This is a genomic window from Bacteroides sp. MSB163, from assembly GCF_036416795.1.
Lineage (GTDB): Bacteria > Bacteroidota > Bacteroidia > Bacteroidales > Bacteroidaceae > Bacteroides > Bacteroides maternus.
Map to the genome: position 1 here is coordinate 3,706,018 of NZ_CP143867.1, position 25,382 is coordinate 3,731,399.

The window sequence follows — 25,382 nt, forward strand, 5'->3', positions numbered from 1 at the left end:
TTGCTTATTTGTCTTTCTTTAATGCTTCGAAAATAAGTCCTTCTAATTCCTCTGCCAGTTCCGGATTATCAAGGATAACCTGCTTGGCTGCGTCACGCCCTTGGGCTATTTTAGTGTCGTTGTAGCTGAACCAAGAGCCGCTTTTCTTGATGATACCCAATTCTGCACCCAAGTCGATGATTTCACCGGCACGTGAGATTCCTTCACCGAACATGATGTCGAATTCAGCGCGACGGAAAGGAGGAGCCACTTTGTTCTTTACAACTTTTACTTTAGTTTGCTTGCCAAGAACTTCTTCACCATTTTTTATGGCTTGGCTTCCGCGGATGTCGATACGTACGGATGCATAGAATTTCAGCGCATTACCACCGGTCGTTGTTTCGGGATTACCGAACATGACACCGATCTTCTCACGCAACTGATTGATGAAGATACAAGTAGTGCGTGTCTTGCTGACGGTACCGGTTAGCTTACGCAATGCCTGCGACATGAGTCGGGCTTGCAGACCTACTTTGTTCTCGCCCATATCACCTTCTATTTCCGCTTTTGGAGTTAAGGCGGCTACGGAGTCAATAACAATGATGTCGATAGCTGAGGAGCGAATCAACTGTTCTGCAATTTCCAATGCTTGTTCACCGTTGTCCGGTTGGGAAATGAAGAGATTATCTACGTCTACACCCAGTTTGGCAGCATAGAAACGGTCGAAGGCATGTTCTGCATCGATGAATGCCGCAATGCCACCGGCCTTTTGTGCTTCGGCAATGGCGTGGATGGCCAGAGTTGTTTTACCGGATGATTCCGGACCGTAAATCTCGATGATACGTCCACGCGGATAACCGCCGACACCAAGCGCTACGTTTAGTCCGATAGAGCCGGTGGGGATTACTTCTACTTGTTCGACGATGCCGTCGCCCATTTTCATGATAGAACCCTTGCCAAAGCTCTTTTCTATCTTGTCCATAGCGGCTTGCAGGGCTTTCAACTTCTCGCTGGATGCCATCTTGCCGCCATTTTCGTTTTCAAAAATAAGTTCGTCTTTCTTTGCCATATTGCTTTCTGTTATTTAGAGTTGACGAGTTGACCAGGTATTAGTTGACAAGGAATGACCTTGCTGTCTCCTTCTCAATTCGTTAACTAATTTCCTTGTGTACTTATAATATTTGTGCGGCGTGGTCTTTGGTTTTCACCTCCTTGGGGGTGATGATTCTCTCTATCACTCCTTCTTCATTGATAATGAAAGTGGTGCGGAAGGTTCCCATATATTTACGTCCGTACATACTTTTTTCTCCCCAAACACCGAATTGCTCCACGAGTTTCTTATCCGTATCTGCAATTAGCGGGAAAGGTAAGTTGTTTTTCTCAATAAATTTCTGGTGCGACTTTTCATTGTCTACACTTACGCCAATCACTTCGTAGCCGGCCTTACGTAATTCTGAATAATTATCGCGCAGGTTGCAGGCTTGTGCCGTACATCCTGAAGTCATATCTTTGGGATAGAAATAAAGAACTATCTTCTTTCCTTTATAATCGCTGAGGCGGATTGCTTCGCCTTTTTCATTGATGCCCAATACTTCGGGCGCTTTATCTCCAACTTGCATAATCTATAATTAAATTAAGAATGAAGAATTAAGAATGAAGAATTTCCTTTCGGTATGCTTTTACCGCGCAGCTAAATTCTTCATTCTTCATTTTTAGTTCTTCATTTAGTTTATACTTCCAAATCTTTATCAAACACTTCATGCCAAGGCAATCCCTGTTTGTTCAACTGTTCCATGAACGGGTCCGGATTAAACTCTTCCACATTCCATACTCCCGGTTTCTTCCACAATCCTTTGAGGAACATCATGGCACCTATCATGGCGGGAACCCCTGTTGTATAGCTTACACCCTGCATACCTGTTTCCTTATAGGCTTCCTGGTGGCTACAATTATTGTAAACGTAGTAGGTGCGTTCTTTACCGTCTTTTAATCCCCGGATACGGCAGCCAATGGAAGTTTCTCCTTCATAATTTTCGCCCAGATCTTGCGGGTTAGGCAATACGGCTTTCAGGAATTGCAGCGGGACGATTTTCATCCCATTGTAATCCACTTCATCGATACGTGCCATACCGATGTTCTGGATTACTCGCAGGTGAGTCAGGTATTCCTGACCGAAAGTCATCCAGAAACGTGCACGCTTGATGGTAGGGAAGTTTTTCACCAAAGATTCTAATTCTTCGTGATATAACAGATAGGAATCACGAGGTCCGATATTCGGATAAGTCAGGTCCTTATGGATTTCCAACGGTTGGGTTGTTACCCATTGGCCATTCTCATAGTAACGTCCGTTCTGCGTGATTTCACGAATATTGATTTCCGGATTGAAGTTCGTTGCAAATGCCTTATGATGATTACCTGCGTTGCAATCTACAATATCCAGATATTGCATTTCATCGAAATAATGTTTGGCAGCATATGCAGTATAAATACCACTTACCCCCGGATCGAAACCGCAACCAAGAATGGCGGTCAGTCCGGCATCCTCAAAACGTTTCTTATATGCCCATTGCCAGCTGTATTCAAAGTGAGCCACATCTTTCGGCTCATAGTTGGCAGTGTCCAGATAGTTGACTCCGCTTTTAAGACAAGCTTCCATAATGGTAAGATCCTGATAGGGAAGTGCTACGTTTATGACGATTTCGGGTTTGAAGCTATTAAAGAGAGCAACCAGTTCATCCACATTGTCGGCATCTACCTGTGCGGTTTGGATGTTGGGGTTACCGATTGCTTTTACGATAGCGTCGCATTTGGACTTTGTGCGGCTGGCAATCATGATCTCAGTGAATACATCCGGATTTTGAGCCACCTTGTGCGCAACGACGGTACCTACACCGCCTGCACCGATAATAAGAACTTTACCCATTTCTTTTAATAACAAATTACGAGTTACAAATTATAAATTATCCTTTTTTTATTGGTGAGCAAATATAGGATTTAATTCGCAGATAAACATTAAAATCCTGCTAAATACTTTTTATAAAAAGCTTCTATTTCTAAACAAACTGCTTGTTTTTGGGTTATTTTGTATATATTTGCCCCGCGAAAATTAACTTAAACAACGAATAGCAATGAAGAAAGTAATAGTTTCTCTTTGTATGGCAGGAGCTTTGATTGCTCTGTCATCTTGTCGCTCTTCCAAAGATGCTGCGACATTATCTTCCATCAATGGTGAATGGAATATTATTGAAATAAATGGTGCTGCCGTAGTGCCTGCTCCCAATCAGGAATTCCCTTTTATCGGTTTTGATACGAATACCGGAAAAGTATTCGGTAATAGTGGTTGTAATCGTATGATGGGTTCGTTCGATGTGAACGCTAAACCCGGTACAATTGATCTCGGAGCTATGGCAAGTACGCGTATGGCTTGTCCGGATATGACGCTGGAACAAAACGTGTTGTCTGCTTTGGGACAAGTGAAGAAGTATAAAAAGTTAGGTAAGGAGAACATCGCTTTGTGCGGTTCATCCAATCGTCCTATTATTGTATTACAAAAGAAAGCTCCTACAGTGAAACTATCAGACTTGAGTGGTAAGTGGATTATTTCCGAAGCCGGTGGTCAGTCCATTCCCGAAGGTATGGAGAAACAACCGTTTATTGAGTTCAATCTTTCTGAAAAGAGAATACACGGCAATGCCGGTTGTAATCTTATTAATGGCGGATTTGTTGCAGACAACGAGAACAGTTCTGCAATTTCTTTCCCGCAACTTATCAGCACTATGATGGCTTGTCCGGATATGGAAGTAGAAGGCCGTGTGATGAAAGCATTGAATGAAGTGAAGTCTTTCGGTAAACTGGCCGGTGGTGGCATCGGACTTTATGATGCGGATAATACACTGGTGATGGTACTGGTAAAGAAATAATCCAGGTAATTCAGAATATAGAAAAACAGGATGTCAATATCAATTGGCATCCTGTTTTTTGCTTTAATGAGATACTACTTTCAAACCGATAATCGAACCTATCAGCGTTGCAATAAAAAATAACCTCCATATAGTAGCAGGTTCCTTGAAAATCAGTATGCCCGCCAATACGGTTCCTACCGCACCTATCCCTGTCCATACAGCATAAGCTGTACCAATAGGCAGGGCTTGCGTTGCCTTTATCAGCAAAAACATGCTGATACTCATAGAAATAATGAAACCGGTGAACCACCAGTACATTTCACTGCCGGTTGTTTCTTTAACCTTACCCATACACGATGTAAACGCTACTTCGAACAATCCGGCCACAATTAAATATATCCAACTCATAACTTTTATTTTTTGTGCAAAGTTCATGAATTGGTTTGACTTCTTATTTAACAAATGATAAAAAGTGATTTATCTGAATTTAGCCCGAATACGGCTTAAACTGACCTGTGTAATACCAAGATAGGAAGCGATATAGCCTAATTGTACTCTTTGCAAAAGATCCGGAGTATGATTCATCAGGTCTCTATAACGTTCCAAGGATGTCTTGAACTGTCGGCCGATAAATCTTTCTTCTGTTTTGAGCAATTCCTTTTCTGCAAATTCTCTTCCCCAGTTGGCGATGTGTATATCCTTGCTGAATAATTCATGTAAGGCTCGTTTCCTTACTTCATATAGTTCACATTCTTCCAGGAGTTCTATATTCTCATAGCCTCTTTGGTTGGATACATAGCTTTTCATGGATACCACCGTATCGCCTTCGCGTCCGAACCAAAATGTTATTTCGTTGTCAGCTAACTCGGTATAGGCACGTACAATGCCTTTCTTTATGAAGTATACTTTGGTTTCTACCTTGTCCGCCCTGAATAGGATATGTCCTTTTGGGTGAGTGACTTCAGAAATGATCTCCTTCAGCGCATTCTTTGACGGCTCCGGCAGCTTTCCTATATTATCGATAATCTGATCTAAATCCATATTGGGTACTGTGTTATGTATCTTTCTTATGGCATTTGCACGGCATTATCTCCGTACTATCTCCGTAGCATCTCCGTGCTATCTCCGTACCACCTCCGTATCTGCTCCGTACCATCTTCATAGTTATAGTTATAGGCTTGGTACGGAGCTGGTACGGAGCAGATACGGAGCTGACAGATTGTGAAACAGTAGATTCTGAAAAGGGAATGGATATATTGGGATGATTTATTTCCTTCTCTTCAGTCCTGCCCGTATTCTGCTCAAAGACTGTGGTGTAATATATAAATACGATGCTAAATGTTTTAACGGAACATATTGCAACAGTTCCGGATTCTCTTCCATTAGGGTCAGATAACGCTCTTTGGCACTTGGAGTGCCGTATGCCAATGTGTAGCTATCAATGAATAAAATTTCCTGTTCAAAGATTTTTCGGCCAAAGTTGGATAACTCTATAGAACTATTGAAGAGTTCTTCTAAATCCGGTTTGGCAATACCATAGGCAATACTTTCATTCACAGATTCAATATTCACTTGTGAAGCTTCATTATTGACATACCCCCAGGAGGAAAAAGCTATTTCTCCTGTTCCGGCAAACCAAAGGGAACTTTCAGTACCGTCTATCATATAATAAGCACGCCAAATACCCTTTTTCAAGATGTAGAAGTTACTGTTACGTTCTCCTTCTTTCACAATGGATTCCCCTTTACCGAAATGATATTCTGTCATGTGTGACAAAAGTTCATGCAGGCTTTTTTCCGGGACTCTGTATCTTTGGCAGAATTTCTTTATCATCATTTCCATGCTGCAAAGATACTATATTTTTTTTGTGCTTTCTTTTTGCTTTTATATAAATAGTAAGTATGAAAAGGGTGGTCAGTAGCTCAGCCAGAGGGGTTGCCAACCAGATACCCGGATTACCAAAGAGTAGGGGGAGTCCGAAGAAGCACGCTGTCAGCAGGACGAAACCACGCAACAGGGTAATGATAGTGGCATAACGAGCCCGTTCCACACTTTGAAAATATCCGATGGAAACGATATTGACAGCGAAGAAAATAAAGCCGGTGGCATATAGAGGAAGTCCTTTGCTGGCTATTTCATAGGCCGGATAACTGCGGTCGATGAACATGGAAACAATCTCTGAACTGAAGAAGATGGTGACCAGAGCGAAGACAGTACCACAGCCGATGGCTGTTTTCAGCGCCAATAAATAGGCACGACGTACACGGGTTTCTTCATGAAGTCCGTGATTGTAGCTGATAATGGGTTGAGCGGATTGTGCAATGGCGTTGTACACCATAAATATGATAGGGAAGAAGTAACATGCAATGCTGAATGCAGCTACACCTTCTTCTTGTAAATAATGTATAAACACGATGTTTCCGACAAACATCATGCAGGCAATAGCTACTTCACACAGAAAAGCAGAAGACCCTAGCCGGCACATATAACCTATATTGCGACGAGTCAGTCGCATACTTTTGCGAGTGAATTTTACGGGGTAAAAGCGTAGAGCGCATTTGTGGCGGGAGAGGTAGATGATTATCATCAATGCTCCCACCGTAGTACCGATGGCACTGGCAATAGCTGCACCGAACATGCCCCAACCGAAAGGAAAGATGAACAGGTAATCGAGAATGATATTCAAGATGGCAGCTACTACGTTGCACATCATGGCAAAGTTGGGTGATCCGTCCAGACGCAGGAAGAACATTCCTGAGTTAAGCAGGGCGGTAAACACCGAGAACGGGACAAACCATACCATATATTCTACAGCCAGTGGAGTCAAACGCTCGGAACCGCCCAATAGATGTACTACCTGTGGGGCGAACGAACAGAGTAGCGTGGAGGTACCTATCAACAACAATGAAGATACAACTATAGACTGAGTAATATTGATGCGGGCAGCTTTTACTTTTCCATGTGACAAGTGGATGGAGGCTACAACAGATGCTCCTACACCAAACATCAGTCCGATGCCCGTAGAGAATAACCATAATGGCGCCACTATATTTACTGCTGCAAGTGCATCACTGCCAATACCTTTTCCTACGAATATTCCATCCGTAATGACAAATAATGCGGAAAATATCATTCCCAGTACAGTAGGGAGTAATAATTTGCGGAACAATGCCGCGATGTCTGTGTTTTTAAAATCAATGCTATCTCTTTCCATAATTATATTTAGTTACGAGCTACAAGCTACGAGTTACGAGTGGCTGCGCTATGATGCCGAAAGGCACTCGTAGCTTGTACTCTCTGCTTTTTCGTTGGCAAAATTACTGCTTTTATGTGGGAGGGCGATTAACAAATGGTAATTTTCGACAGAAAAACAAAGAAGAATTCTGCCAAACTGACAGCCTTTCTGCCAACCTATAAAATTACAACCTCCCTGAACATTTTGGCACGACGTTTGTCTTTTTATTGGCGTCTGCTGCTGATGCAGGCGACCGAAACTTGAATAATAACAAATAAAATATTAAAGATCATGGGAAAAATTATTGGTATTGACTTAGGAACTACAAACTCTTGCGTTGCTGTATTTGAAGGTAACGAACCTGTAGTAATTGCAAACAGTGAAGGAAAACGCACTACTCCGTCTATCGTAGCATTCGTTGACGGTGGTGAGCGTAAAGTGGGTGACCCTGCAAAACGTCAGGCTATCACGAACCCGACAAGAACCGTATCTTCAATCAAACGTTTCATGGGTGAAACTTGGGATCAGGTACAGAAAGAAGTTGCCCGTATGCCATATAAGGTTGTAAAGGGTGATAACAACATGCCGCGTGTAGATATCGACGGACGTCTGTATACTCCGCAAGAAATTTCAGCTATGATTCTTCAGAAAATGAAGAAGACCGCTGAGGACTATTTGGGACAAGAAATTACGGAAGCAGTTATTACTGTTCCGGCTTACTTCTCTGATTCTCAACGTCAGGCTACAAAAGAAGCCGGTCAGATTGCCGGTCTGGAAGTGAAGCGTATCGTAAACGAACCGACAGCTGCTGCTTTGGCTTACGGTATCGATAAAGCGAACAAAGATATGAAGGTTGCCGTATTCGACCTTGGTGGTGGTACATTCGATATCTCTATCCTGGAATTCGGTGGCGGTGTATTCGAAGTATTGTCAACAAACGGTGATACTCACCTTGGTGGTGATGACTTCGACCAGGTAATCATCACTTGGTTGGTAGATGAATTCAAGAATGACGAAGGCGCTGACCTGACTCAGGATCCGATGGCTATGCAACGTCTGAAGGAAGCTGCTGAAAAAGCTAAGATTGAATTGTCTTCTTCTACAAGTACTGAAATCAACTTGCCGTACATTATGCCGGTAGGTGGTGTGCCTAAGCACTTGGTGAAGACTTTGACTCGTGCTAAGTTCGAAGCTCTGGCTCACACTTTGATTCAGGCTTGTCTGGAACCGTGTAAGAAGGCTATGTCTGATGCTGGTTTGAACAATGCTGATATTGATGAGGTAATCCTTGTAGGTGGTTCTTCACGTATACCGGCCGTACAGAAATTGGTTGAGGATTTCTTCGGTAAAGCTCCTTCTAAAGGTGTGAATCCGGATGAAGTAGTAGCCGTAGGTGCTGCCGTACAAGGTGCTGTGTTGACGGATGAAATCAAGGGTGTGGTATTGCTGGATGTTACTCCGCTGTCTATGGGTATCGAAACTCTGGGTGGTGTAATGACAAAGTTGATTGATGCTAACACTACTATTCCGTGCAAGAAGAGCGAAACATTCTCTACTGCTGCTGATAACCAGAGCGAAGTAACGATCCACGTATTGCAAGGCGAGCGTCCGATGGCTGCTCAGAATAAGTCAATCGGTCAGTTTAATCTGTCAGGTATTGCTCCGGCTCGTCGCGGTGTTCCTCAGATTGAGGTTACGTTCGATATTGATGCTAACGGTATCTTGAAGGTGTCTGCTAAGGATAAGGCTACCGGTAAGGAACAAGCCATTCGTATCGAGGCTTCCAGCGGTTTGAGTAAAGAAGAAATTGAAAAGATGAAAGCTGAGGCTGAAGCTAATGCTGAAGCTGATAAGAAAGAGCGTGAAAAGATTGACAAGCTGAATCAGGCTGACTCAATGATCTTCACTACTGAAAATCAGTTGAAGGAGTTGGGCGACAAGTTGCCGGCTGATAAGAAAGTTCCGATTGAAGCTGCTTTGCAGAAACTGAAAGATGCTCATAAAGCACAGGATTTGGCTGCTGTTGATACTGCTATGGCAGAATTGAATACTGCATTCCAGGCTGCAAGTGCTGAAATGTATGCACAAAGTGGTGCTCAAGGTGGTGCACAGGCTGGTCCTGATACGAATGCCGGACAAGCTGGCGGTGCTCAGGATAGCGGTAAGCATGGTGATAATGTGCAGGATGCAGATTTCGAGGAAGTCAAATGATTCCGATAAGGAAACAGATAATAAGCAATAAGCAAAAGCGTGCAGCTCAATGAGTTGCACGCTTTTTGTATTTATGGGGTTCATGGTTGCTATGTGTCTTCTATGGGCTTTTTTATCTCTTATTTCAAATTGCTTTGCTGTACAATTACAAGATTGTTAACTATAAACTTACTCTATCTATTTTAATATTGGAAGAATTTGTAAATCAGCAGGCAGCCATTTTACATTATCTAATTCTTCTTTTGAAAGCCAACATGCAGCTTTATGCTCGTTTAGACTCCAAACATCTGTTAATAGAGAGCAAAAATAGCAGTGCATTGTAAAGTGGAATGAGGGATAGTCATATTCCACAGTATATAGAAAATTATTCACGCTTATATCTGCTGATAGCTCTTCACGAATTTCACGTATCAATGCAGTCTCGGGAGTTTCTGTAGCCTCTATTTTTCCGCCAGGAAATTCCCACCAATCTTTCCATTCTCCATATCCTCTTTGCGTGGCAAGAATCTTGTCTCCCTTAGAGATGATGGCAGCAACAACTTCTATTTTCTTCATAATATTATGCAATTTCCTTCATTCTTGCAAAAAGCATTACACTACCAGGAATTGGTTCAATCATATTCCACACTATTTGCATCTGCTTTCGAGTACCTAAGTTTTTGTACTCCCATTTATTCAGTGTAACACGTCCCAAATAGACATATCCCATTGTGCGTGATTTGTCTTCCGCAAAGTTTTTCTGTTCGCGAATGAACAAAAGCATTGTTCGCGTTTGGTTGATATATGCTTTTCCTTCATTGGATTCTGGTTTCACACGATTCTGTGTATCCCATTGAAACAAGTAGGGAGAAAGTGCTTTGTCGTCATAATCTGTTGTAGATCCTTCTTCGCGATTTTTAATAATATCGACAAACATCGCTTCCAATTTCAATTTTTTGTTGCGTTCTACTCCTTCGCGAGATGGAGATTTTCTTTCAAGTGTAGATGTTCCTATGGCTACTTGAATTTGAGCTTTTGTATATACTCCATGTAATTTCAATGGGAAATTAGGCAACATTGAATTATCCGTTTTTTCATATGCTTTGTTTCTTTGAAGTAGCAGTGTTATTATTTCTTTAAGTTCTATACAGAGGTAATGGTCGGTTGCAAGTTCATCCACCATTTTCTGAAGATTGTTAAAATATCCTGCATTTTCAAACAAATCATAATAGAACATTAACAGACGTTTTTGGTCGACAGGAGTTAGCATATCCACCTTTACCTTAAAATCTTTCTGCACCAGATTCTTAATAAAACTTAGATAGCTATACGAATCTGTAGCTAACCATTTACGAAGTACGGCACGGCGTAGTTCAGCATTGAATCGGGATTGTTGATGCTCTATTCCAGTCTCACATAAAAGTTGATTCCATGTCCTGTCACGATATAATTTATTTAAGGGAATCTGATATATCCTGATAAAATTGGTAAGTGTAAGCGGTACAGAATGATGTCTCTCAAAATTTTGTACTAATGCAATGATATGTTGTGTAGTAAATCGTTTTATTGCCCCCTTGATGTTTCTTATAATATATTCCTTGGCCTTTGGCTCAAGTGAAATTTTACATCCTAAGGGTAAATGGGGACAGTTGCGTTCCATTTCTTCCTCAACACTCATTGATGTTCGCCCGATTATCGCACGCATGCGGTTTGTGTAATTGAACTCGGAACGACAGTTTCCAATATAATCAAAAATATCCACATGAGTCTTTCCTTCTGCCTTACGCAGACCGCGCCCGAACTGTTGAATAAACACAGTGAGACTCTCTGTTGGACGAAGGAATAAAATGGTATCTACTTCAGGAATATCTACTCCCTCATTGAACATATCTACTACAAACAAGTAATTGATCTTCTTGTTCTTTAATCTCTTGTATAGTATTGCACGCATCTGAGCATTTTCGCTAGTCAGTACATCTGCTTTCAATCCACATAGCGTAAATTTTGCTGCCATATATTTGGCATGTTCCTGGTCAACACAGAAGCATAATGCTCTAACATTACTGATATTGGATATAGTTAGGTATGTTTCTAGAGATTTCAATATAACACCAGTACGAGCATCATTATATGTATATATACGCGAGAGCTCTGATGCAACATATTGCCCCCTGTTCCATGTCACTTCTGAATAGTCCACTGAATCCGTTATTCCGTAATAATGGAACGGGGCTAATAGTCCCTTATTCAATGCATCGTCAAGGCGAATTTCCGCAGATATAGTTCCATCAAACTCCTGTGTAATATCATAACCATCCATTCGCTCTGGTGTTGCAGTCAATCCTAAGAGTATCTTTGGTTTGAAATAATCTATAATTTTTCGATAAGAGCCTGCAGCTACGTGGTGTACTTCGTCAATGACAATATAGTCATAATAGTCTTCTGGTAGATACAAATCATCCAAGCGATTGTTTAACGTATCCTTGGAAGCAAACACATGTTCATAATTGGTTGGTTCTTTGCCTCCATACCATTTCTCACCAAAGTTGTAATCACAAAGCACTTGTTGGAATGTCCGTATACTTTGTCTGAGGATTTCTTCACGATGGGCCACAAACAACAAACGTGCACGTTCGTGGCTATTAGCAAATATCTTATAATCGCTTGCCGCTATCACTGTCTTACCTGTACCTGTTGCAGCTATTACAAGATTCCGCCAGTGCCCTCTCACTTCGCGCTCCATCTGTAAGTTTTCCAATATTTCTTGTTGGTAGTCAAACGGACGTATCAATTGAAGTACATTAAAGTCAATTTCGTTATCCGAATTTTCGTCAAGGGCAGCTTTTAGTCGTATATCATCTTCACCATTTACAAAAGTATCATAACCTTCAGCCCACCATGAAGCATCAAAAGCTCCCATGATGGTTTTCATCATACGAGGTTGTTCCATTTGAGTTACTTTAACGTTCCACTCTGCACCTGTATCAAGAGCCTGCTCAGACATATTTGACGAGCCTATATAGGCTGTATTGAAACCAGTTTCACGCAGAAAAACATAAGCTTTTGCATGTAGGCGCTCTGATGTTTCGTCGTAAGTTATTTTGATTTCAGTATTCTTTAGGGCTGCTAACTGCTTTACTGCTTCAAAATCAGTAGCCTTCATGTAAGTAGTAGTTATTACCTTTAGCAAACCTCCTCTGTAGGTAAATTCCTTCAGTTGTGGTAGTAGTAATGCAAGACCACGTTTTTTGATGAACGATACCATCAGGCGGATTTCGTTAGCGGAACATATTTCCTTCTGTAGTTCTGTATACAATTTGACGCCTTTGCCAGTAAATAGTTCTCCATTTACGAGCCCCTTAATAGGCATTATCTCTTTTAACCGTTTAGCTAAATTGGGATAATCAGACTGCGTCTTGTCGATAACTGCTGTTAGAATCTTGGCTTGCGCCGACACAAAATTTCCTGATTCTAAATGAAAATCTTTTACCAGTTTACCAATAATGGCATTGGTCAAATCAATGCTTTTTTTTAAGGCGTGTGTTTTTGCAGCTTCTTCATTTTCCTCTATGTCAGTAACTGTCTCAACCACATCCATTAGCATTTGTTCGAAGATGCCACTTAGGTGCATAGAGAGCATTTTTGCTACTTCATTCTTTTCAATAGTTCGTTCCCCTATATAGAAACGAGTTTGGTCAATTGAAGAAATTTTCTTTTCAAACAATTGATTGATAATTTGCTCGTATATTCCTAATTTCATCAGCATTGTCTTTGTTTTTTGTTTTAACACTTCAAGAGTAAATCTCAGATTTCTAAATTGATATTTTTCTAAAATATATATCAAAAAACAACTTTATATTGAATTATATTTTAATACGAATCCCAATAAGCTTACTTGGAATTGTTATTTTTTCCCTTCTATCCCTTACCTTTTCTAATCCTGGCACCGTTTCTGCTAATGCACTTTCTCCTGCAGGAAAATAGAGAGGAAAAACTTGATATGAGAAGCTCACAATATCATTGCGTTTCTTGCCTATATTGAAAAAAGCAGAGCAAACAAAGTACATAAGTTCTTGCTGGCTGCATGTATCTTGGGGCTGAATTCTTATTGAGGGCAGAAGTACTAAGTCATGTTCTGTGAAAGCGGGACGGCTATTATGGCACAGAGTGGTTCGAAAGGTATTCTCATATGCTTATTTTTTAGTTTGAGGATTAATAACAATGCGCCAATATCCACCAAAATCCGCACCTTCACGAGACAATATACCCATAGAACGCAACTTTGCGATTTGCTTTTCTACGGCACGAGAGCTTATGCCTATTTTATAAGCCATAGTTTCGGCTGATATAGAAGGGTCAGAAATGACGAAATCGATAATTTTCTGTGCAGTTTTATTTATGTTCTTAGGTTTATCCGAAGCCTCTCCGAACCTTCTCTCCGAACTTTTAGAGACCTCTCCGAACCTCTTCTCCGAACTATTGTCGTTTACACCGAAGGTTTTCACCGAACTTTCTTGTTTTTCACCGAACTTTTCTTCATTTATAGGATACTTTTCGAGAGTACTATTTACTCTGTTGGCTACTTCTTCCACAGGGATTTTACCATTCTTGCTCCAATTCAGATTATAAAAAGTCGTGAAGAAAGAAGATGCTTCTGTTTTGTAATGTGGCTCTTTGCCAAACAGAAAGTTCGGTAGTTTCTCTGTCAGTTCACGCATCTTACGTAGACCAGAACCGCGTTTTTCCATATAGTCAAGCTGGGTAAACATATCGGCAATGACAGGATTGCGGCGTAAAGAAGGAACGCTGTATATGTCTCTGTCCTGAATTTGCGTACCGTCAAGCATCGCACCGGGTGACACTAATTCTACTCGGTCGTCATAAATGCCGATATGTACCTCACCGCCCATTATTGTGTAATCTCTATGAATAAGATGGTTTACCAATCCTTCAAAGATAGCACGGTCGGAATAATCGGGTAGGTTAAGGCGATAGTTTGGCATTTTTACCCATCCGCTCATGGTGTAATTCTTGATAAAGTCCATCCCATATTTTAAGAGTAATACAAGGTTGGCCCGATGTTCTACGGAACTGATAGCATCATCCTTATGTAGTCCAGTCCAACGGGTACAGAAGATACGTGATTGGAATACGGTGCAATTATCTACAAATAGCAATCCGGCATTGGTAAGTTTACCGTCTGATGTGACCAAGCCGAATGATTCCAAATATTTGTCGTTCCATTCCTGATGGGTTTGCTCACGGAAAGTATTGGCAAGGATAACGAAAGAATGCTTGCTGGCATCCACTTGAGTAGGAAGTGAATCCCATGTCATGTGTGTTCCTTTCAATACTAACGAAAGGAGTTGTTGCGAATTACATTCTACACTTTCATTGCCGACTCGTACATATGCGGTACGTGTTCCGTCTTGATAGTAGTAATAAGGCGTCAGCGTTCCAGTTTTCACTTTTACTTCAAGCATGGTACGTCCTTCATATTCTATCGGGATAAGCTGTATTTCCGGTACAGGATCAAGCCTCGCCTTGTTTGTTTCGCTGATAAAGTCGGCATCGGCTTGCAGGTTTTCCAAACCTACAATTATTCCGTCATCGTTTACTCCATAGAATAAACTACCACCATCCGTATTGGCAAAAGCCGACACGGATTTGAGCCATGACTTCACTTTTTTGCGCTCCAACATTTCCTTGAAATTGTAAGCTGAGCATTCAGCTATCAATGTATTGTTATGTATCTGCATCGTTTTCTTATTGTTGTTCGGGTATATCACCCCAATATCATTTACAAAGGTAAGGATAAAACCGAAGAATCTGTTAAAAACATCGCTTTCTTTTGATTTTTATGCGTTTACATCTCGTTATTTATGAATAAAAATCGTACTTTTGTGAACAAGAGCGTGTGTTGCTTATGAATGTTTATTTTCGGATTTGCGTTATATTTGCAACACGTGTACGCAAGTTGCTGATAGAGATAATGTATTGATTTTGAGGAAGTGAAGTAAATAGACTGTCATATTAAAAAAAGAGTCGTAAATCAATGATTTACGACTCTTTTTTGCTTTAGGTTTCTTCTAGCCATTGCTATAGCGTAAGCAATGATATTCAGTCGCTGCATCGAAGCAAGGACATTCTTCCAGCCATGATTCCGGTTCTATTAATGAATGGTTATCCATAATTTGAGGTAAATCACGATGCCCGCAAATATGACAGTTCGGATAATCAATAAGGAGCGTTTTGAGTAAAATAATCATGGAGTGCTTTTGCCATTGAGTGCGTGTATCTTTGGGAAGTCCGTGCCGGTTAAGACCACCTTCGTAACATATAGCGATGCTGTCAAGATTATGCCCTTGGGCATGAGCTCCGGGTTTTCGAATAGAACGTGTGCTCTTAATATTTCCGTCTCTCCGAATGTAATAATGATAACCGATACCATTTAGTCCACGCTGGCGGTGCGACTTTTCCAATTCAATTTCCGTTAATGTTTCATTCTCCTTTGTTGCGGAGCAATGAATAACTATCAGATGAACAGTTCTCATAGCTGTTAAACGTTTTGAAGGTGAATAGTTTGTTTATTAATCACATGAGAACAATAGAAAGAGATCAAGGTTCATATTAACAGTTACTTCTTTCCTCTTTTTGTATTCTTTTATAATAAATCTGACGACAAAATAACTGTTCGAAATATTTTAAGCCGGAAACATTTTCCTCACTTTTTCTTCCAAAACCGATAGGGTTTTTCATTTCTGAGCGATCTTAGTAGTAGAAAACGAGAATTGTTCACCTTTTAAAATCATACGAAGATGAAAAAGTTAGCTAGTATTGCAGTTGGGTGGTTGATGGCATTTTTGCTGTTGGGTATTTCACCTTTATGGGCACAGGAAGAAGCCGGGAACTATTTCACTATTACAGGAATAGTGAAAAATAAGGATAATAAGAGAAAACTGGAGAATGTGAATGTGTCTGTTCCCGGTACGAACATCGGAACCGTTACGAATGCGGATGGTGTGTTCTCTCTGAAGATAAAGGACACGGAGACTATTCTGGGATTGGAGGTTTCACATATTGGGTATTTGAATTCTCAAGTTTCTCTGAAGGATAAGGAAGATGTATCTGATCTCACTATCTGGATGCTGCCGGCTCCTAATCTACTGAGTGAGATTGTTGTCTTTGGCAATAATGCCCGAGGGCTTGTGGAAGAGGCGATTAAAAAAATTCCGGTGAACTATTCGGCTGACAAGAATTTGCTGACTGCATTTTATCGGGAGACAGTACAGAAAAGGCGACGCTATATCAGTGTATCGGAGGCTGTGATAGATGTGTCTAAAACTGCGTACAGCGACCGGGAACCATCGAATGATAGAGTGCAACTACAAAAAGGACGTCGCCTGCTGAGCCCGAAAACCAGTGATACACTGGCGGTAAAAGTGGTGGGCGGACCTAATCTTTCTATTTATCTGGATATTGTGAAGAACGGAGATGCATTGTTGAGCATGGAAAATCTGAATTATTATGATTTTCATATTGAGGAACCTGTGAATCTGGATAATCGTATGCAATATGTAGTCAGTTTTCGCCCCAGAGTCAGTCTGATGTATGCGTTGTTTTACGGAAAACTCTATATTGATTTTGAGAAACTGGCATTCACCCGTGCGGAATTTTCTCTGGATATGCAAAACAGGGTGAAGGCGGTGGAAGCTATTCTTCATAAGAAGCCTCTCGGATTACGTTTCAGGCCACAGGAAGTTTCCTATTTGGTGACGTATAAAGAACAGAATGGAAAAACTTATCTGAATTACATACGGAATGAAATCCGTTTCAAGTGCGACTGGAAAAAGCGTTTATTCTCTTCCAGCTATACCGTATTTTCCGAAATGGTGGTAACAGATAGAAAGAGCGACTTTGCAGCCATTCCTAGCAAGAAAGCTTTCAAAGAAAAACAAGTGTTCTATGATTTGGTAGATGAATATTGGAATGAGGATTTCTGGAAGACATACAATATTATTGAGCCTACAGAGTCTTTGGAACATGCTGTGAATAAATTGAAAAAGCAATCCCGTTAGATTTCAGATAGTTTTCTTATATTTGGAGACCAACAATAATTCCGGAGTATGCTGAATGAGCTGTTCATACTGACTAAAATAAAAGAGGGCGATATAAAGGCGTTTGAGGAAATCTTCCGTCGTTACTATTCCCCTCTTTGCTGGTATGCCGCAGGTATTACGGGAGAGATGGAAGCTGCTGAGGAAATTGTGGAAGAATTGTTCTATGCGTTTTGGAAGGACCGGGAACATTTGCAGATATTCCAGTCCGTAAAAAGCTATTTATATAAAGCTGTACGAAATGCAGCACTCCAGTTTTGCGAGCATAAGGAAGTCAAGGAACGGTATCGCGAATATGTACTGGCGGGAAATGCTGCGGAACAGGATTCTGATCCTCACCGGCAGTTGGAGTATGAAGAGTTACAGGGACTGATCCGTCATACTCTCGATAAATTGCCTGTACGCAGGCTCCGGATATTTGAAATGCATCGTATGGAAGGAAAGAAATATGCGGAGATAGCTTCTTCATTATCTCTGTCCGTCAAGACGGTAGAGGCTGAGATGACGAAAGCGCTGCGAACCTTACGAAATGAAATTGATAATTATATTCTAACGAAATGATTGAAGTGAATAAAAATAGGACGAAGACGGATGAGGCATGGGAACGGTTGTATGCCCGTTTGGATGAAGATAACCAGCTCGCCGGAGCAGGGCGGGGCGGGGCAGTGTACCGCAAACTTCTCTTGAAATGGGGAGCATTGGCGGCGGCCGTAATTGCCGGTTTTGTCTATCTGGCATCTGCGTTGTGGTTTGTTCCGGGAGGAGAGATTGAAAGCCTCAATCTGGTGACGCAAGAAAATCGTGAAGCATCCATGTTGGTTACCACGCTCGAAGACGGTTCTGTAGTATATCTGGCACAGGAGAGCACGCTGAAGTATCCCGAACATTTTGCTACGGACAAGCGGGAAGTGAACTTACAGGGAGAAGCTTTCTTTGATGTAGCAAAGAAACATGAACAAACTTTTCTGATTGAAACGGAAAAGGTACAGATAGAAGTGTTGGGTACAGCTTTCAATGTCCGTAGTTATGGAGATGACTCTTTCCGGCTCTCCGTGCAGCGGGGCAGAGTGAAGGTCTCGCTAAAGCAAGGCGGACAAAGTATACTGGTAAATGCAGGGGAAACCGTTACCTTGCAAGCACGGCAGTTGCAACTGAGTGAGACAGGAGATTCTGATGAGTTCAGACAATATACAAAGAATATACGCTTCAAGGACGAATGCCTGGAAGATATTCTGCGAGTGGTAAATGCCGAGGCTTCCGCTTTGCAGATACGGACTGCATCACCGGTTCTGAGTAAACGGAAGCTGACCATTGAATTTGAGAATAATTCCCCCGAAACAGTAGCGGAACTTATTTGCTGGGCGCTGAGTTTGAAATGTTCACGTGAAGGTGATAAACTGATTTTATCCGAATGATAACTTAACTATATAAATCATGAAACTTCATCGTTTCTTCATAAATTTTCTGAGCCTGCTTCTCATTACCTGTGGTATGAGGGCGGACGGAGGAGATGTGTTGGAACGTATTATCCGGTTACCCGGGATGAAAGGAACGGTATATTCCCTGTTGAGCAAAGTGTCGGAACAATCCGGCTATTTTTTTGTATATGACAGTAAGGTGGTGAACAATGACGTCGAAATCAAGACAAAAAAGAAAAACTGTACGGTCCGGCAGGCCATCTATGAAATTGTAGGCGACCGGACATTAGAACTGAAAGTGATAGGAAATCACATCTTGATTCTGCCTCCTGCGGAGAAGGTCGTACGGAAGCGGAAAGTCTCGGAAGAGGCACCCTTGCCAACCTATTTCACCATTACCGGCCTTTTGCGGGATAAAGAAACGGGTGATCCCATTGTGAGTGCGTCGGTCATTCTTCAAGGAACTTCAATAGGTAATATTACAAATAAGAACGGGGAGTTCAGGCTTAACCTGCCTGACTCCCTGAAAAATGGCAAGCTTTCTTTTTCCCATTTAGGATATGTTGCACAAAGTATTGAAGCATCTACGCTGATTGGCCGGGACAATGTGTTGAGCTTGGAACCTAAAATTGTTCCTTTGCAAGAAGTGTTGATACGGTTGGTGGAACCCAAGAAACTATTGCGTGAAATGGTAAATCAACGCGGGGAAAACTATTCATTGAATCCCGCTTATCTAACTACGTTCTATCGGGAGGGGGTACAGTTGAAAAATAAATTCCAGAGCTTGACGGAAGCTGTTTTCAAAGTTTATAAATCTTCTTTGCCGGAGATTAACGTATCCGATCAGGTGAAGCTGCTAAAGATGAGTAAGATTGATAACCGGGAGAGTACAGACAGTCTGGTTGCTAAGATCAGGGCCGGTATTCAGGCTTGTTTGCAGTTGGATATAATGAAAGACCTGCCGGATTTTCTGTCGGTTGATGCGGAAGATAATCCGTATATGTATACCTCCGGTGACATTACATTCATAGATGACCGTTGCGTCAATGTGGTTTATTTTGAGCAGAAGCGGAGTGTCAGGTCGCCTCTTTATTGTGGGGCGTTGTATATTGACTCTGAGAACAGCGCTTTGGTGCAGGCCCGCATTGAGATAAATCCCAAGTATATCAAGGAGGCTACACGTATCTTTGTTGTCAGGCAGGCGCCAAAGATAAATCTGACGACACAGAAGGTGGTATATACTATTTCGTATAAACCGTGGAAAGGTACTTATTATATCCATCATATCCGTGGTGACCTGTACTTCAAGATGAAGCGGAAACGTTTTTTCTTTAGCAACCCTACTTTGCATACTTGGTTCGAGATGGTGACTTGTCTGGTGGATACGGAGAATGTAACCCGCTTCTCCCGAGCTGAAAGATTGCCTCCCCGTACCGTACTTGCAGATGAAGAGTTTAAGTATGATGAACATTTCTGGGAGGACTTCAACGTTATTCCACTGGAGGAAGAACTCAGCAGAATTATAGAGAAAGTAGCGTTAAAGATAGAAAAAATAGATCATCAGGAGGAATAAGATAATCCGGATAATTGTAATTTTGCAGTCGGAATCAATAAGTATTAGTAGAAAGATGGAATTGCCTAAAGACCCGATGATGCTTTTCAGCTTCATCAATACGAAATTGCGTGATTGTTATTCTTCATTGGATGAACTCTGTGATGATATGAATGTCAATAAAGAGATGATTGTAGGACTGTTGCAGTCAGCCGGATTTGAATATAGCGCAGAACATAATAAGTTCTGGTAATCTGCAGATAGATTATTTTTTCTTCCGGTGCTCTTTCTTCAGATAGAAGTTGAATCCGGCATATATTTGCAACGTCCCGAATCCATTGTTCAGGGAGAAGTTATCCCGGTAATAATCGTATGTCCTGCCCAGAAAGGAAGTACCTACAAAATATTTGCTGTTATTGTATACGACGCCCGCCCGTAATATAAAATCAATATTGAAGTTCTTGTACCAGTCGCTGGGCTCTTCTGTATCTTTCTCTATGCGCGACGTCTTATAAGCAACAGCTGGACTTAGCGACAGGCATGCTAGGCAGTTACGGGCAAATACCCAGTTGTAGGCGTATCCAAAGTTGAGGCTGATATTGGTATATTTTATGTGTCTGACCTTCATTCCGGGATTCATTGTTTCCTGAATGATTTCGGGTAGTTTGGTATAATCAAACTTCAAATTATGTGTAGATACGGAAAGGCCGGCTATAAGTGTACCTGCATTCCGACGTTGGTTGGTGGACTGGCTGAAAGCTGCCGGATAAGAGAAATGCCGGTTATTGAAGATATAATATAAGTTGAATCCTTTCATATTTACTTTCAGACCGTTGAAGTCTTCTGAGTAATTAGAAGGAACACGGTCGGAAAAGCCTGTTACTTTATGGATTTTGTAATCGTTACCTGTGCGACGATAGAAAATATCCACCCCTAACTTAGAACTGTAAAGGCTGAGGTCAAATTCTGTCCCTCTGTTTTTCCCGCTTTTCTTTCCAAGGAGCCCGTCCGTATCTACTGACCATCCTAAAAATATCCAGCGCCAACCAAAGTAAGCCCCTATCTTGTTGCGAGGGTTGGGAGTGAAGCGGAGCCGTTGGGGCTCGGGGGCGGCGGTACCTACGGAATAATATTCGTAGTTTGTGAAATGATCGAGCATCAAGGCATAGTTGTATCGGTTGGGGCTTATATAAGTTGTGTCGAAGTCATTGAAGTTGAGGAATTTCTTTATAGCTTTCATGAAGGCCTCCTGATGCTTTTCGGTACTAAGGCTATCGTGTGCGGTAGAACTTTCCTCTTCGTTTTGCGCAAACAAAGAGAAGGGTAACAATATCCACAGGCAGAATATAAGTCTTTTCAGCATCAATCTTATTTCTTAATTAATAGTTCGAGTCTCTATGCTATAAACAACGCAAAAAGAAAAAATGCAATTGTTCAATTTGCGAATTTAACAGTTCTTTTGCATATATCCAATAATATGGAGGGATTTAGTACAACTCTTGGTTTCCCGGCATGAAACTATGAGTTTCAAGCAATGAAACCAAGTATTTTTAAAAGATGCGTAAAGTTAATGCAACCATGCTAAAAATCAAATAGTTATAAAACATATTTTTTAGTAAGGTCGGAAAAGAAAGCAAAGAAAAGCATATTTGGAAGGGATTTACGTTACCAAATCGTAACTCACCTCCAAAAGCTTTCAAATGGGGTTTAATTGATTAATTTTCAATTAATTGCCTACTTTTGCATAACTTCAAATAGCTCAACAGTAATTAAATTTGTAACTAAAAAAAGTTGAGTTATGAGAAGTACATTCAAAGTGTTATTTTACACAAAGAACCAGTCAGTGAAAAACGGTAAGGCACCTGTGATGGGCCGTATCACCATTAACGGAACCCAGGCAGGTTTCAGTTGTAAGAAAGAAGTATCCCTTACGTTGTGGGACGCCAAAGCCAACCGGGCAAAAGGTAAATCCGAAGAAGCCCGTACTCTCAATCAGGAACTTGATAATATCAGGGCCCAGATTACCAAGCATTATCAATACATTTGCGACCATGACAGTTTTGTCACGGCTAAGAAGGTCTATAACCGTTACGTCGGTTTTGGTGAGGACTATCACACGCTTATGGCACTTTTCAAAGAGCAACTTGAATCGTATAAGGAAAAGATAGGTAAAGGAAAGGCGGAAAGCACTTACCGTGGACTGGTTGCCGACTATAAAAGCCTCCTGCTTTTCATGAAAACCCAAAAGGACATCGAAGATATAGCTATTGATGAACTTGAAAAACCGTTCATTGAGGATTATTACACATGGATGCTCGGAACAGCAGGAAATGCAAACGCTACGGCTTTTAGCCGTGTCAACACTCTGAAATGGTTATTGTACATCGCACAGGAAAGAGGTTGGATAAGAGTCCATCCGTTTGTATCTTTCGAATGTGTACCCGAATACAAAAGACGTTCTTTTCTTTCCGAAGAGGAACTGCAAAGAATAATTCATGTAGAACTGAAATACAAGCGTCAGCGTGCCATGCGCGATATGTTCCTATTCATGTGCTTCACCGGTCTTGCCTATGCCGACCTGAAAGCCATAACCTATGACAATATCCATACCGATTCCGATGGCGGCACATGGCTGATGGGAAACCGTATAAAGACAGGAGTTGCATACGTCGTAAAATTATTGCCGATTGCTATCGAACTGATTGAAAAATACAGAGGTGTGGATGAAAAGAAAGATTCCCCCGATTGTGTTTTCCCGGTAGGTGAATATAACACTATGTTCCTCAGTCTCAAAATCATAGGCAAGAAATGCGATTGCCGAACTGAAGTCACCCCACATATCGGACGCCACACGTTTGCTGTTTTGGCCATCCTCAAAGGGATGCCGCTGGAAACCCTGCAAAAGGTTTTAGGGCATAATTCCATTCTCTCCACCCAGATATATGCCGAACTTATTAACCCGAAAGTCGGTGAGGATACAGACAAGCTGTGCGAGAGAATCGGCCACATTTACAAACTTGCCATGTAGCATGACAATAAAGAGGAACGTCCCCCAAGCCATAGCCCGGAGGACGTTTCTTTTCTCTCTTTATTTCCTGAATCGTCTGAAATCCCTGTAGTTCTTTCTCAGCACTTCATACAATCCACTTTCCGGATAAAGCAGTTTCCCACCGATAGTGGTATAGGGTACCGCCTTTTCATCTCTCAGCGTCTGCAACGTGCGCCGTGAGATGTGCAGCATGGCGCATACATCGTCCCCGGTCAGGTAATGTTCATCCGCAATCGTCGGGCGTATTCGTGCTGTGGCATCCTCCACCGCTTTTCCCGTTCTCCTGATCCATCCGGTCAAATCCTTAAACTCTTCCGAATCTTTTGTGATAATCTCTGCCATACCTTTATTTTCTTCTGGTTAGTCCACTTTCCAGAATCTCCTGAATATCCACTTCCCGGTAGAAGAACTTTCCTCCTACATTTGAGTAAGGGATAAGTCCGTTATCCCGATAGTTTTGCAGGCATCTTTTCGATATGCCCAATGCCAGACATACGTCCTGCGCATCCATTCATTTGTCCGGTGCGGACGGGGCAATCTTTTTTTGAAAGTCACCCATTTGTGCGGCCAGTGTACTGACCAGCTTTCTCAGCTCTTGATACGCGCTTGTTTCAATAATCGTCAGTTCCATACTAAAATCATTTTTAAGTTTCTGAATATGCGGCAAAATAAGGCACATCTTACATACCTTCCAAACCGCCGAAATCAAAGTCACCCGTTGGCGTGCATTGGCCTGATAAAACAAAAGCCCGTCCCTGCATCCACGCAGCAACGGGCCTTCCATCCTTTTACTTGTCTTTTGTTATTCTACATCTTTCTGCCTTTACTCTTTTTCGGTATTTCTTTTTCAACCTTCATTTTTGAAATGGCATCTTCTTTCTGCCGTGTATCGGGAAAATGCTCATACAACAGTTTTCCGGCCAGTTTCTTCGCCTTCTCCTGCATCTCGTCATACACATCCCATCTGTCCCGACTCAGCAGCTTGTTTTCAATTCTTTCAAATTTCTCATGAAAACTGAAATTGTCCGGATACTCGTCTATCAGTCCGTCCCTCGGATAACCCTTGTCCATGATATACAGCAATGTCATCCGGTCATAGTTATCCATGCTCCGAGCTAAACCAAGCCCCTTCTCATTATCCGTCAGCCGGGCATAATTCTCCCATGTGGGTGAAAGATCATACTCCTCTTTGTCCGTAACACTTTTCAAAGCCGATTTATCCAGAAAGGCATCTGCCGGAATCTTCTCCATTGGTAGCAGACTGTCATAATTATCATAACAGCGGTTTATTTTCCCCGCCATCAGCGAAGGCCATCCCCGAAGCTCATATACCGTCAGCGACTTGCCTTCAAAGTCCGGCTCAAAGAAACGCCTCTCGATATTCGCCTCCATAAAGGCTCCATATTGGTGGTTTCCCTTATAATCCCGGCTGAAAAGCAATACCCCCTTGTCTGTTTCAACACCCGTATAAAATTTGTTCCCGTGTTCCAAGTCATCCAACATATCCGCCACCGCTACGGGTGATGACTTTATTTCTTTCCACATTTTCGGCGTGAGCCAGCGGGTATAAGTCTCATCCTTCGAAAACGGGTCTATTTCATTTCACAGGCAATACACTACTTCCGACAGACGTTGGTATCTCTGTAAAATGATCCCATGCTCGTCCATCGCCTTTTCCAGCCTTTTCAGGTAATCCTCATTGTTTCCTTCCTGCAAGGGAGGTACGATACCCATATCGGGCACATTATAATACATCAGGCCCATAGCCGGCATTTCCTCGCTTTTCAATGCCTTTTCCACATCCTTCTGCATGAACTCTTGAAAACCTACCTCACCCGTACCTTTCATGCTGATATGTACGGGATTGAAAAATTTGTCCACAGTTATATATACGCTGCCACCTTTTATCGTTCCGTTCTGTTCATTTTCCATATATTAAA

25 protein-coding genes and 1 pseudogene are annotated in these 25,382 nt (G+C 41.7%); 8 read left to right on the top strand and 18 right to left on the bottom strand.

What is annotated here, in order from left to right; translation table 11 throughout:
* Positions 1-4: 4 nt before the first annotated feature.
* From recA to VYM24_RS13840, 3 genes are all read right to left on the bottom strand, one after another.
* Positions 5-1,048, bottom strand: coding sequence for a recombinase RecA (gene recA, locus VYM24_RS13830; protein ID WP_291554717.1), 1,044 nt, complete (start codon positions 1,046-1,048; stop codon positions 5-7).
* A 103-nt stretch (positions 1,049-1,151) separates the two neighbouring features.
* Positions 1,152-1,598, bottom strand: coding sequence for a thioredoxin-dependent thiol peroxidase (gene bcp, locus VYM24_RS13835; protein WP_299096868.1), 447 nt, complete (start codon positions 1,596-1,598; stop codon positions 1,152-1,154).
* 110 nt (positions 1,599-1,708) lie between these two features.
* Positions 1,709-2,902: a saccharopine dehydrogenase family protein gene (locus tag VYM24_RS13840; protein WP_291554721.1), complete on the bottom strand. Its 1,194-nt coding sequence runs from the start codon at positions 2,900-2,902 to the stop codon at positions 1,709-1,711.
* Between the two features lie 205 nt (positions 2,903-3,107).
* On the opposite strand from VYM24_RS13840, the gene VYM24_RS13845 reads away from it, so the two are divergent.
* On the top strand, positions 3,108-3,899 hold the full coding sequence (locus VYM24_RS13845) for an META domain-containing protein (protein ID WP_007213212.1): 792 nt from the start codon (positions 3,108-3,110) through the stop codon (positions 3,897-3,899).
* Between the two features lie 63 nt (positions 3,900-3,962).
* On the opposite strand, the gene VYM24_RS13850 is transcribed toward VYM24_RS13845, so the two are convergent.
* The 4 genes from VYM24_RS13850 to VYM24_RS13865 form a co-directional block, all read right to left on the bottom strand.
* Complete coding sequence (locus tag VYM24_RS13850) at positions 3,963-4,289, bottom strand: DMT family transporter (RefSeq protein ID WP_299096863.1); 327 nt, start codon at positions 4,287-4,289, stop codon at positions 3,963-3,965.
* Positions 4,290-4,358: 69 nt separating this feature from the next.
* Complete coding sequence (locus VYM24_RS13855) at positions 4,359-4,922, bottom strand: Crp/Fnr family transcriptional regulator (protein ID WP_060408073.1); 564 nt, start codon at positions 4,920-4,922, stop codon at positions 4,359-4,361.
* A gap of 225 nt (positions 4,923-5,147) precedes the next feature.
* On the bottom strand, positions 5,148-5,723 hold the full coding sequence (locus tag VYM24_RS13860; RefSeq protein WP_330940261.1) for a Crp/Fnr family transcriptional regulator: 576 nt from the start codon (positions 5,721-5,723) through the stop codon (positions 5,148-5,150).
* The gene (locus VYM24_RS13865; RefSeq protein WP_330940262.1) at positions 5,662-7,095 is read right to left on the bottom strand and encodes an MATE family efflux transporter; all 1,434 of its coding nucleotides are present in this window, start codon (positions 7,093-7,095) and stop codon (positions 5,662-5,664) included. The genes VYM24_RS13860 and VYM24_RS13865 overlap by 62 nt, the downstream gene beginning before the upstream one ends.
* A 312-nt stretch (positions 7,096-7,407) precedes the next feature.
* On the opposite strand from VYM24_RS13865, the gene dnaK reads away from it, so the two are divergent.
* Positions 7,408-9,327: a molecular chaperone DnaK gene (dnaK, locus tag VYM24_RS13870; RefSeq protein WP_291554729.1), complete on the top strand. Its 1,920-nt coding sequence runs from the start codon at positions 7,408-7,410 to the stop codon at positions 9,325-9,327.
* A gap of 177 nt (positions 9,328-9,504) precedes the next feature.
* Here the strand turns inward: dnaK and VYM24_RS13875 are convergent, their stop codons facing one another.
* From VYM24_RS13875 to VYM24_RS13895, 5 genes and pseudogenes are all read right to left on the bottom strand, one after another.
* Positions 9,505-9,882 (bottom strand): (deoxy)nucleoside triphosphate pyrophosphohydrolase, encoded by a 378-nt coding sequence (locus tag VYM24_RS13875; protein ID WP_291554594.1) that lies wholly within the window; start codon positions 9,880-9,882, stop codon positions 9,505-9,507.
* Positions 9,883-9,886: 4 nt separating this feature from the next.
* Entirely contained in the window at positions 9,887-13,150 is a 3,264-nt protein-coding gene (locus tag VYM24_RS13880; RefSeq protein ID WP_125910782.1) for a DUF3427 domain-containing protein, read from the bottom strand.
* 19 nt (positions 13,151-13,169) lie between these two features.
* A pseudogene (locus VYM24_RS13885) lies at positions 13,170-13,451 on the bottom strand (hypothetical protein); the annotation flags it as partial.
* A 48-nt stretch (positions 13,452-13,499) separates the two neighbouring features.
* Positions 13,500-15,065 carry an RNA-binding domain-containing protein gene (locus VYM24_RS13890; RefSeq protein WP_330942253.1) on the bottom strand — a complete coding sequence of 522 codons (1,566 nt, stop codon included), beginning with the start codon at positions 15,063-15,065 and terminating at the stop codon, positions 13,500-13,502.
* Positions 15,066-15,395: 330 nt separating this feature from the next.
* A complete protein-coding gene (locus VYM24_RS13895; protein WP_330940263.1) occupies positions 15,396-15,860 on the bottom strand; it encodes an N-acetylmuramoyl-L-alanine amidase in 465 nt (154 codons plus the stop codon).
* A gap of 264 nt (positions 15,861-16,124) precedes the next feature.
* On the opposite strand from VYM24_RS13895, the gene VYM24_RS13900 reads away from it, so the two are divergent.
* Genes VYM24_RS13900 through VYM24_RS13920 form a run of 5 tightly spaced genes read left to right on the top strand, consistent with a single transcriptional unit; the run spans position 16,125 to position 20,646 of the window.
* On the top strand, positions 16,125-17,384 hold the full coding sequence (locus VYM24_RS13900; RefSeq protein ID WP_044265052.1) for a carboxypeptidase-like regulatory domain-containing protein: 1,260 nt from the start codon (positions 16,125-16,127) through the stop codon (positions 17,382-17,384).
* A 48-nt stretch (positions 17,385-17,432) separates the two neighbouring features.
* Complete coding sequence (locus VYM24_RS13905) at positions 17,433-17,984, top strand: RNA polymerase sigma-70 factor (RefSeq protein WP_044265054.1); 552 nt, start codon at positions 17,433-17,435, stop codon at positions 17,982-17,984.
* Entirely contained in the window at positions 17,981-18,838 is an 858-nt protein-coding gene (locus tag VYM24_RS13910; protein ID WP_330940264.1) for a FecR family protein, read from the top strand. Before VYM24_RS13905 ends, VYM24_RS13910 begins: the two co-directional genes overlap by 4 nt.
* A 19-nt stretch (positions 18,839-18,857) precedes the next feature.
* Positions 18,858-20,414, top strand: coding sequence for a carboxypeptidase-like regulatory domain-containing protein (locus VYM24_RS13915; RefSeq protein ID WP_330940265.1), 1,557 nt, complete (start codon positions 18,858-18,860; stop codon positions 20,412-20,414).
* Positions 20,415-20,469: 55 nt separating this feature from the next.
* Positions 20,470-20,646 carry a DUF4250 domain-containing protein gene (locus VYM24_RS13920; RefSeq protein WP_044265059.1) on the top strand — a complete coding sequence of 59 codons (177 nt, stop codon included), beginning with the start codon at positions 20,470-20,472 and terminating at the stop codon, positions 20,644-20,646.
* Positions 20,647-20,658: 12 nt separating this feature from the next.
* Here VYM24_RS13920 and VYM24_RS13925 read toward each other — a convergent pair whose 3' ends face one another.
* Positions 20,659-21,756 carry a DUF4421 domain-containing protein gene (locus tag VYM24_RS13925; protein WP_299088602.1) on the bottom strand — a complete coding sequence of 366 codons (1,098 nt, stop codon included), beginning with the start codon at positions 21,754-21,756 and terminating at the stop codon, positions 20,659-20,661.
* Between the two features lie 435 nt (positions 21,757-22,191).
* On the opposite strand from VYM24_RS13925, the gene VYM24_RS13930 reads away from it, so the two are divergent.
* On the top strand, positions 22,192-23,421 hold the full coding sequence (locus VYM24_RS13930) for a site-specific integrase (protein ID WP_330940266.1): 1,230 nt from the start codon (positions 22,192-22,194) through the stop codon (positions 23,419-23,421).
* A gap of 60 nt (positions 23,422-23,481) precedes the next feature.
* Here the strand turns inward: VYM24_RS13930 and VYM24_RS13935 are convergent, their stop codons facing one another.
* The 5 genes from VYM24_RS13935 to VYM24_RS13955 are packed head-to-tail and all read right to left on the bottom strand — an operon-like array spanning position 23,482 to position 25,374.
* Entirely contained in the window at positions 23,482-23,784 is a 303-nt protein-coding gene (locus tag VYM24_RS13935) for a helix-turn-helix domain-containing protein (RefSeq protein ID WP_330940267.1), read from the bottom strand.
* Positions 23,785-23,788: 4 nt separating this feature from the next.
* Entirely contained in the window at positions 23,789-23,953 is a 165-nt protein-coding gene (locus tag VYM24_RS13940; protein WP_044245270.1) for a helix-turn-helix domain-containing protein, read from the bottom strand.
* Positions 23,954-24,226 carry a hypothetical protein gene (locus tag VYM24_RS13945; RefSeq protein ID WP_171032097.1) on the bottom strand — a complete coding sequence of 91 codons (273 nt, stop codon included), beginning with the start codon at positions 24,224-24,226 and terminating at the stop codon, positions 23,954-23,956.
* 23 nt (positions 24,227-24,249) lie between these two features.
* Complete coding sequence (locus VYM24_RS13950) at positions 24,250-24,987, bottom strand: DUF6047 family protein (RefSeq protein WP_286075898.1); 738 nt, start codon at positions 24,985-24,987, stop codon at positions 24,250-24,252.
* Positions 24,988-25,044: 57 nt separating this feature from the next.
* Complete coding sequence (locus VYM24_RS13955; protein WP_138291578.1) at positions 25,045-25,374, bottom strand: hypothetical protein; 330 nt, start codon at positions 25,372-25,374, stop codon at positions 25,045-25,047.
* Positions 25,375-25,382: the final 8 nt, after the last annotated feature.